Below are 8487 nucleotides of genomic sequence, written 5' to 3' on the forward strand. Positions count from 1 at the left end.
TTTTTATAATAATATGATATAAATTTGAGGAATAAGGAAATTTAATGAAATGAATAAACTATTCCTTTTCTGTTTTCTTGTTCTTCCTTTTTATTTCTCCTACGGCCAGTCAGATCTTTTTACAAAGAAAATTCAACTGACCGATAGCCTCAATACATATCACCCGCGTGAAAAATTATTTATCCATTACGATAAACCATTTTACACATTAAAAGATACCTTATGGTTAAAGGGATATATTTTTACCGCCGATCTCAACAAGCCCAATGACAGCAGCAGGATCGCGTATGTGGAGCTCATTAATGAAAACAGGGAAGTTGTGAAGCGTTTGAGCCTGCAATGTTTTTCAGGTACCTTCTTCGGAAATATTTTTCTCGACGATAAAAATTTTAAACAGGGAGCATATGTGCTGCGCGCATACACAAATTATTTGAGAAATTTCGGCGACTCGCTTTTCTTTGAAAGCCCTTTAAAAATTGTAGATCTTTTAGCAGAAGAATGGAAAGCCGTGGTAAAAGAAATTAACTTACAGAAAGACAGAATTTCTATCTTAACCATGCTGAAAAATGCAGATCAGCAGCCATTAGCAAATAAAAGAATAACGGTGAGGTTAAAATCAAAGAGCAGGAATCTGCTAAGATTAAGCACTGTTACAGACAATTCCGGCTATATAAAAATAGATACTGTTTTTAAAAACCCGGCGAATAACGATCTCAGCTTTGAAATTGAGGACAGGGATAATTTAAAACTTAAGCTCCCTTTAAAAATAAACGGCAAAGAGCAGGCTGATCTGCAATTTTTTCCCGAAGGCGGAAAGTTTATAGCCGGGAAGCTGCAAACAACAGGATTCAAGGCGGTGGATATTTATGGCAAAGGGATTAATAAGAATGGCGTGATAAAAGACAGCAAAGGCGCTGAAGTAGCCGTATTCAGCGCCATACATAAAGGCATGGGAATTACATCGTTCACACCCCGGCAAAACGAAGTTTATACAGCTTATACGGCAGATGGCATGAAGTTTTTACTGCCACCGGTTGAAAATTCCGGAACAGTACTACAGGTTGTTCATTCAAAAAATTCCGACAGCATAAAAATTGTTATTGATGCAAGTGAAGATTTAAAAGGAAGCATTTTTTACCTGTCTGCTACTGCGCGCGGCGTGAGTGCAGCACGTGCCAGGCTGCGTTTTGTGAATAAACCAATTGAAGTAAACATATCCAAGAATGTTTTTCCTTCCGGCGTAAACAGGATTACTTTATACGATGCGAAGCTTAATCCGTTGAACGAGCGCGTAGTTTTTATAAAGCACGACGATGATTTAAAAATTACGGTGCAACCGCACAAAGAAATATATAAAAAGAAAGACAGCGTACACCTCTTTTTGCACGTACAAAACAGCAGATCCGAAAATGTTGAGGGCAGCCTTTCAGTGGCAGTAATAGATACCGGCCAGGTGAAAATAAATAAGCACGCTGAAAATATAATCAGTTATATGTTGTTGAGCTCTGATCTGAAAGGGCATATTGAAGAACCATATTATTATTTCAACAATCCTGAGCCCGAAGCTTTAGAGGCATTGATGCTTACACAGGGTTGGGTTGATTATACCCGGAATGATTTTGTTCAGAAATTTAAATATGAAAATACATTTGCCATTTCGGGCAGTGTATCAGATATATTTAATAAACCTTCGCGCAATGTAAATGTTGCCCTCTTTGCAAAGGTTGGTTCAGACGGGTCAATTTTTATGGATACCACAACCAATGAGCGGGGCCGATTTGTTTTCAATCGTTTCCCGCTTTTTGAAAACGACACAGTAAGCGCGGTGATCCGTGCATTAAACAAACGCGGCAAAGCTTTTAATGTGGGCATTGAATTAGATAAAATTGATTACCCGCCATACAATGCTGATTTTTTACCAGTTTCTTCCCGGCCCATTGTTTTAGATACGCTGGTAAAAAAATATATAACGGACCAAAACCGCATTGAGGCGGAAAAGCGCAAGGACAAAGAGTACCTCGGTGAAGTGGTGGTGACCACAAAAGCAAGAATAGCGGGCTCTAAAAATCTGAATGAAGACGGAGGGTCAGACCAGGCTATAACAGAAAGCGCATTGAATAATTTGGCCAAAGAATCGTTGCTGGATGTGCTGTATAAAAAAGTGGATGGCTTTACCAAAGGAGTGCGGCCTAAGACTTTTATCAATGTTTATAAGATCCATGGGGATGAAGTGTATTTCGTGATCGATGGTATAGATGTTAAGTGGTTTTATGAAGGATCTTCAAACCACAATGATTATATACAGTTTCTTGATACTTACCTGAAATACTTTTCCGGCGAAGATATAAAAGGGATAGAGGTAATGCGCAGCGGCAGATACAAAAATCCTTATTCAAGCAGATTATTACATCCTTTACAAAGCGATTGGGATATCTGTTACATAGAGATTACTACCAAAACCGGTGAAGGCCCTTTTATGAAAAGAACTCCCGGTGTTTATTTATATAAACCATTGGTGCCGGTTGTAGGTAAACAATTTTACAATCCAAAATATACACCGGAAGAAGAAAGTACACTACCCGATTTCCGATCTACCATTTATTGGGCGCCACATGTGATCACAGATAAAAACGGCGTGGGGCACATCAGTTTTTATACCTCGCAAAGTAATAGTGGTTGCCTGATCATAATGCAGGGAACTGATTTTAATGGCGGCATGGGCGTGCATTATGAAACATTAAAAATCAAAGAGGATTGAAGTAGTTATTTTCATTAATCAAAAACTTTATTACTTTAGCGCAGGTTTTACCTGCCGGCGATACCGGCAGGTGTAAATCAGAAAATTATCACAGATGAAAAGGTCTACGCTGGTTTGGATTATTATTTCGGGTGTACTGTTGTTTACAGGCTACCGCTTAAACAATGCTTTAAACAAGAGCATAACTAAATTTGATGCAGAGGCCAGGTATGTATTTAACCGCGAAGAGGGCAATGCAAAAGAAGAGATCAAAAAGCAGATCAGGGAAGGCCAGCTGCTGCAGAATGAAGAGCGCTTTTTCCGCATCGCAGACCTGCTGAATGTGTGGGGCAACGTAACGCCGGGAAGATTTGAAATTAAAAAAGGCGCAACCGGCTGGGAGATCATGCAGACATTAAAAAACAACCAGCAATCCAACCAGGTAGATTTTACCATTAAGAAACTGCAAACCAAGGAGGGCCTTTCGTCCATCATCGGAAGAAGGTTTCTTACAGACTCAGCTACTGCCTATAAGTTCCTCACCAGCCTGGATTCGCTGGCGCCGTTAGGTGTGGATACGCATACGGTTTTTACACTCATCATCCCAGATAATTTTTCCATACACTATAAAAGTGATACCAGGAAAATACTGGAGCATTTTAAACAAAAATCCGATTCCTTCTGGGTTGCTGATAACAGGCTGGATAAAGTGGCACAGTCCGGCCTTACAAAGAAGCAATTTTATATACTGGCTTCTATCGTGGAAGAAGAATCCGCTAAGGACGATGAGAAAGGGAATATTGCCAGTGTGTACCTGAACAGGATGCGCCGCGGCATGAGGCTGGGAGCCGATCCTACCGTGAAGTTTGCTTTGCGCCGGTTTGACCTGAGGAGAATTTTGAATGAAGACCTGAAAGTGCAATCGCCGTACAACACGTATGTCAACAGCGGATTGCCGCCCGGCCCCATATGTACGCCATCTGCCGCTACCATTGATGCTATGCTGCCCGTACCGGCTACCAATTATCTGTTCTTTGTAGCTAAGGACGACTTCAGCGGCTACCATGTATTTACTACCAATTACAACGATCACCTGGCTTTCGCAGAAAAATACCGCAAAGCGCTGGACGAGCAGCATATTAAACGATAAAATTATATTAGCTATACCAGCACTTCTGAAAAGAGGGCCTACAGGAACTCATCATCATAGTTGCGCTTCACTTCGGCTACATAATCTTTCAGTTCGTTCTCTTTATTTTTCTTGCAGATCAGCAGCGAATCTTTGGTGTCGATAATGATGAGGTCATCCACACCCTGAAGCACTACCAGCTTGTTGTTGTCTGTGCTGATCATGCATTGTGTGGCATCAATGATGATGGTTTTATCGCCCACCACTGCATTGCCCAGGTAGTCTTTTTCAAGGGTTTCGTATACACTGCTCCAGGTGCCGATGTCTGTCCATCCGAATGTGGAAGGTATCACATACACATTCTGCAATTTTTCCAGGATAAAATTGTCGATAGACATCACTATGCAGAAAGGGTAAATGCGGTTGATGGCATTGCGTTCTTCCGGAGTATTCAGTTTGTCTTTTTCTGCATCAAAGACCTCGTAAACTTCCGGCAGGTGCTTTTCAAAATTGTCTAAAATATTTTTAGCTCTCCAGATAAAGATACCCGAGTTCCAGAGAAAGTCGCCGCTGTCGAGGAATGCCTGGGCAATCTCCAGGTTTGGTTTTTCGGTAAAGGTTTTTACTTTATAAATACCCGGCACAGCATCTACATGTGCATGCTGAATGTAGCCGTAATTTGTGTTGGGGTAGGTGGGCTTTACCCCTACGGTTACCAATGCTTTGATCTGGTCTGTAAAGTCGAGCCCGCGTGTTATCTCTTCTTCAAAAGTTTTTTGTTCCAGTATCAGTTGGTCTGCCGGGCTGATGATCAGGTTGGCGCTCGGGTTTCTGCCGTAGAGTTTCATGGCGCCATACAATACGGAGGAAGCCGTATTCTTGCCGCTGGGCTCAATCAGTATATTTTCTGGTGCGAGGCCGGGAACCTGCTCCTGTACGATCTGTTCAAAATCCTTGTGAGTGATTATATAAATATTCTCTTTGGGAATAAATGATATGTACCGTTCGTAAGTGATTTGTATCAACGTTTTGCCCACGTTTAAAATATCAAGAAATTGCTTGGGCAATCCGCATTTACTTTTAGGCCATAACCTGGTGCCCGCACCGCCAGCCAATATCAGGACATAGTGATTGCTGTTCATTATCTGTTAGGAGTATATTCGAAGAATTATTAAAGGCCAAAATTACATATTTTACCGTAATTCGGCATTTTATTCCTGAAATAACGGATGTAGCCAATATTAATGAACCTGAGACAAATCAGCAGCTAATTATAGCTTTACCTTCATAATTGAATGATTTCTGGATAAAAACGTTATTTTTTGGTTTGAAATAGTATTTTTGCCGAAATAAATATAACATTATGGCAACCACTTCCGACATCAGTCGTGGAATGATTCTTAAACTTGACAACAACTTATATTCTGTAGTAGAATTCGGAGAAAACAAAACAGCAAGAGCAGCCGCAAAAGTATGGGCAAAATTAAAAGGTGTGGACACCAACCGTTCCATTGAAAAAACCTGGAACAGTGGCGAAAATATCTATCCCGTGCGCGTTGAAAAACACACTTACCAGTATTTATACAAAGACGAGGCGGGCTACAACGTAATGAATAACGAAACATTTGAGCAGATCACCTTGTCTGAAGAAATGATAGACGCACCGCAATTCCTGAAAGACGGTTGTGAAGTTTTTGTTTTCATCAACACAGAAACAGAACAGGCCATTGGTGCAGAACTTCCCGAAAAAATTGTATTGCAGGTTACCTATTGCGAGCCCGGCCTCAGAGGCGATACCGCTACAAGAGCGCTTAAGCCGGCCACACTCGAAACCGGCGCTGCCGTTCAGGTTCCCTTATTTGTAAACGAAGGAGAACTTATCCGCGTAAACACCAAAACGGGGGAATACGTGGAAAGAGTAAAAGAAGGCTAAGGCTTGCTTCATCCGGCCTGGAAACTGCAGCCAAAACACATTTCAGGAAACGGGCAGGATGCTGTATAGGATCATTAAACATTATTCATAAAATAATTCACAACCATGGACTACAAACAAATCCAGGATCTTATTAAGTCGGTAAACAAAAGCAATATCGGTGAATTGTCAATCCAGCAGGGCGACTTTAAAATTACTATTAAACAAAAGAAAGAAAATATCCAGACGTTTGCCAACCCCGCATATTTTATGCCCCAGCAGCCGTCGTTGCCGCAAACTGCACAGCCGCAGCTCCCAGCCTCGGCCCAGCCGGAAGCCGCCAAGCCCGCAGCTCAGGAAGATAGCATGGCAAACGCTAACCACCTCATCATCAAAAGCCCGATGATCGGTACTTTTTACAGGAGAGCCTCTCCTGACAAACCAGCGCTCGTTGAAGTTGGCTCCGAAGTAGAGGTAGGCCAGCCGGTATGTGTGATAGAGGCAATGAAACTTTTCAATGAAATTGAAAGTGAGATCTCCGGCAAGATCGTGAAAGTGCTTGTAGATGATGCAAGCCCCGTAGAGTATGACCAGCCTTTATTCTTAGTAGAACCGTAATCGCTCATTTATTTGGTTACTTATTTCAATTAAATTATGTTCAATAAAATATTGATTGCCAATCGTGGCGAAATTGCGCTGCGCATTATCAGGACCTGTCGCGAGATGGGCATAAAAACGGTAGCCGTTTACTCTACGGCAGATAAAGACAGCCTGCATGTGCGTTTCGCAGATGAAGCCGTTTGTATCGGTAAGCCGCATAGCTCAGATTCTTACCTCAACATTCCCCACATTATTGCAGCAGCAGAAATTACCAATGCAGATGCAATTCACCCGGGGTATGGTTTCCTGGCAGAGAATGCACGTTTTGCACAGATCTGTCAGCACCACAATATAAAATTCATTGGCCCCACGCCGGAGATGATCTCCCAGATGGGTGATAAGAATACGGCAAAGGCAACCATGATCCGTGCGGGCGTGCCGGTGGTGCCGGGTGTGGAAGGATTGCTGGGCAGTGTAGATCACGCCATAGATTCTGCCAAAAAAATCGGTTACCCAGTAATACTTAAAGCTACTGCAGGCGGCGGCGGCAAAGGCATGCGCGTGGTTTGGAAAGAAGAGGAAATGGAACGAAACTATACCGCTGCCAAACAGGAAGCTGCCGCATCGTTTAAGAATGACGGCATTTACATGGAAAAATTTGTGCAGGAACCTCGCCACATAGAAATACAGGTTGCAGGCGACCAGCATGGTAATGTGTGCCACCTGAGCGAGAGAGACTGCTCCATTCAAAGGCGCCATCAGAAGCTGGTGGAAGAATCTCCATCACCATTCATGACGCCCGAGCTTCGGCAGAAAATGGGCGATGCTGCCGTGAAAGCCGCAGCAGCCATCAATTACGAAGGATTGGGCACCATAGAATTCCTGGTAGATAAAGACCGCAATTTCTACTTTATGGAAATGAACACCCGTGTACAGGTAGAGCATTGCGTAACCGAAGAAGTGATCAAGTTTGACCTGATCAAGGAACAGATACTCATCGCGATGGGTGAAAAAATTTCAGGCAATAACTATATTCCCGAACTGCATGCTATTGAAGTAAGGATCAATGCAGAAGATCCTTTCCACGATTTCCGTCCATCTCCGGGCAAGATAAAAGTATTTAACACGCCCGGCGGCCAGGGAGTGCGCGTAGACAGCCATGCTTATGCCGGCTATGTGATACCCCCTTATTACGACTCTATGATCGGTAAGCTGATTGTGGTGGCCCGCACAAGGGAAGACGCCATCAAAAAAATGCGCCGCGCTTTAAGAGAATTTGTGATAGAAGGCGTAAAGACCACCATACCTTTTGCACAACAGATCATGCGCAATGAAGACTTCCAGAAAGGTAACTTTACCACGAAATTTCTGGAGACTTTCGAAGCGAAGGAGCCTTAGATTTTAATGGACAATTGATAATTGACAATTGAAAGTGGAAAGTGGGAAAATGCAGAAAGAGAGTTAATTGTCAATCCGGAGAGGATAATTTGAAAACGGTAAATTTTATTTTCCGCGTTTGAGAGGTATGTGTAATCGCAAATAAACCTACTGCTTAATCGGATGTTACCCAATATTGTAAAGAAATAGTAAACCGCATCTATAATTCAATAAAGAATAGCTTGAATTCTTTCGATAAATTATTTTTAACCACATTGAATGGTATTAGGTTTATTGGAAATTATAATACCATCAGATTGATAAATTATAACACCAACAGGTTAATTTATTTCTTCAGTTCAACCAGCATTAGTAATAGATATGCATACAAAAAAAGACAGTAAGAATATCTACAAGCAAATGAAATTCAGGGCGGGTATTTTTCAGATAAAAAATTTGAAGAATGGTAAGCTATATTTAGAAACAAGTTGTGACTTGGAAAGAGCATATAACTCTGACAAGTTTCAGCTAAATTCCGGGCTACATAGCAACAAAGAATTACAAAGTGATTGGAATAACCTGGGAAGTGATCAGTTTGAATTTAGCGTGATTGATGAGCTGAAAATTGATGATGATGCAACAGAGATCAAGATAAAATCTGACTTAAAGGAATTTGCTGAAATGTATAGAACTGAATTACTCAAAAAAGGACAAAATCTATATAAATAAAAC

At 41.7% G+C, this 8487-nt stretch carries 7 protein-coding genes; 6 read left to right on the forward strand and 1 reads right to left on the reverse strand.

Translation table 11 applies throughout. The features are described 5' to 3' along the window. Window positions 1-49 precede the first annotated feature (49 nt). Both OD355_RS02890 and mltG read left to right on the forward strand, forming a co-directional pair. Window positions 50-2758 carry a hypothetical protein gene (locus tag OD355_RS02890; protein ID WP_263036942.1) on the forward strand — a complete coding sequence of 903 codons (2709 nt, stop codon included), beginning with the start codon at window positions 50-52 and terminating at the stop codon, window positions 2756-2758. Window positions 2759-2852: 94 nt separating this feature from the next. Continuing rightward, entirely contained in the window at window positions 2853-3887 is a 1035-nt protein-coding gene (gene mltG / locus OD355_RS02895; RefSeq protein WP_263036943.1) for an endolytic transglycosylase MltG, read from the forward strand. A gap of 38 nt (window positions 3888-3925) precedes the next feature. Here mltG and OD355_RS02900 read toward each other — a convergent pair whose 3' ends face one another. Beyond that, a complete protein-coding gene (locus OD355_RS02900; RefSeq protein WP_263036944.1) occupies window positions 3926-5008 on the reverse strand; it encodes a mannose-1-phosphate guanylyltransferase in 1083 nt (360 codons plus the stop codon). A gap of 221 nt (window positions 5009-5229) precedes the next feature. On the opposite strand from OD355_RS02900, the gene efp reads away from it, so the two are divergent. The 4 genes from efp to OD355_RS02920 all read left to right on the forward strand — a co-directional run bounded on the left by efp (window position 5230) and on the right by OD355_RS02920 (window position 8484). Next, a complete protein-coding gene (gene efp, locus OD355_RS02905; protein WP_263036945.1) occupies window positions 5230-5799 on the forward strand; it encodes an elongation factor P in 570 nt (189 codons plus the stop codon). A gap of 105 nt (window positions 5800-5904) precedes the next feature. After that, on the forward strand, window positions 5905-6396 hold the full coding sequence (gene accB, locus OD355_RS02910) for an acetyl-CoA carboxylase biotin carboxyl carrier protein (protein ID WP_263036946.1): 492 nt from the start codon (window positions 5905-5907) through the stop codon (window positions 6394-6396). 36 nt (window positions 6397-6432) lie between these two features. Next, complete coding sequence (accC, locus tag OD355_RS02915) at window positions 6433-7776, forward strand: acetyl-CoA carboxylase biotin carboxylase subunit (RefSeq protein ID WP_263036947.1); 1344 nt, start codon at window positions 6433-6435, stop codon at window positions 7774-7776. A gap of 360 nt (window positions 7777-8136) precedes the next feature. Then, window positions 8137-8484: a GIY-YIG nuclease family protein gene (locus tag OD355_RS02920; protein WP_263036948.1), complete on the forward strand. Its 348-nt coding sequence runs from the start codon at window positions 8137-8139 to the stop codon at window positions 8482-8484. Window positions 8485-8487 lie beyond the last annotated feature (3 nt).

The organism is Haoranjiania flava (assembly GCF_025631005.1).
In the GTDB taxonomy this organism is placed as follows: Bacteria; Bacteroidota; Bacteroidia; order Chitinophagales; family Chitinophagaceae; genus Haoranjiania; species Haoranjiania flava.

Excerpts from the sequence above, each read along its gene's own strand:
- OD355_RS02890 (WP_263036942.1), top strand. The coding sequence starts at position 50 with ATGAATAAACTATTCCTTTTCTGTTTTCTTGTTCTTCCTTTTTATTTC.
- mltG (WP_263036943.1), top strand. The coding sequence starts at position 2,853 with ATGAAAAGGTCTACGCTGGTTTGGATTATTATTTCGGGTGTACTGTTG.
- OD355_RS02900 (WP_263036944.1), bottom strand. The coding sequence starts at position 5,008 with ATGAACAGCAATCACTATGTCCTGATATTGGCTGGCGGTGCGGGCACC.
- efp (WP_263036945.1), top strand. The coding sequence starts at position 5,230 with ATGGCAACCACTTCCGACATCAGTCGTGGAATGATTCTTAAACTTGAC.
- accB (WP_263036946.1), top strand. The coding sequence starts at position 5,905 with ATGGACTACAAACAAATCCAGGATCTTATTAAGTCGGTAAACAAAAGC.
- accC (WP_263036947.1), top strand. The coding sequence starts at position 6,433 with ATGTTCAATAAAATATTGATTGCCAATCGTGGCGAAATTGCGCTGCGC.
- OD355_RS02920 (WP_263036948.1), top strand. The coding sequence starts at position 8,137 with ATGCATACAAAAAAAGACAGTAAGAATATCTACAAGCAAATGAAATTC.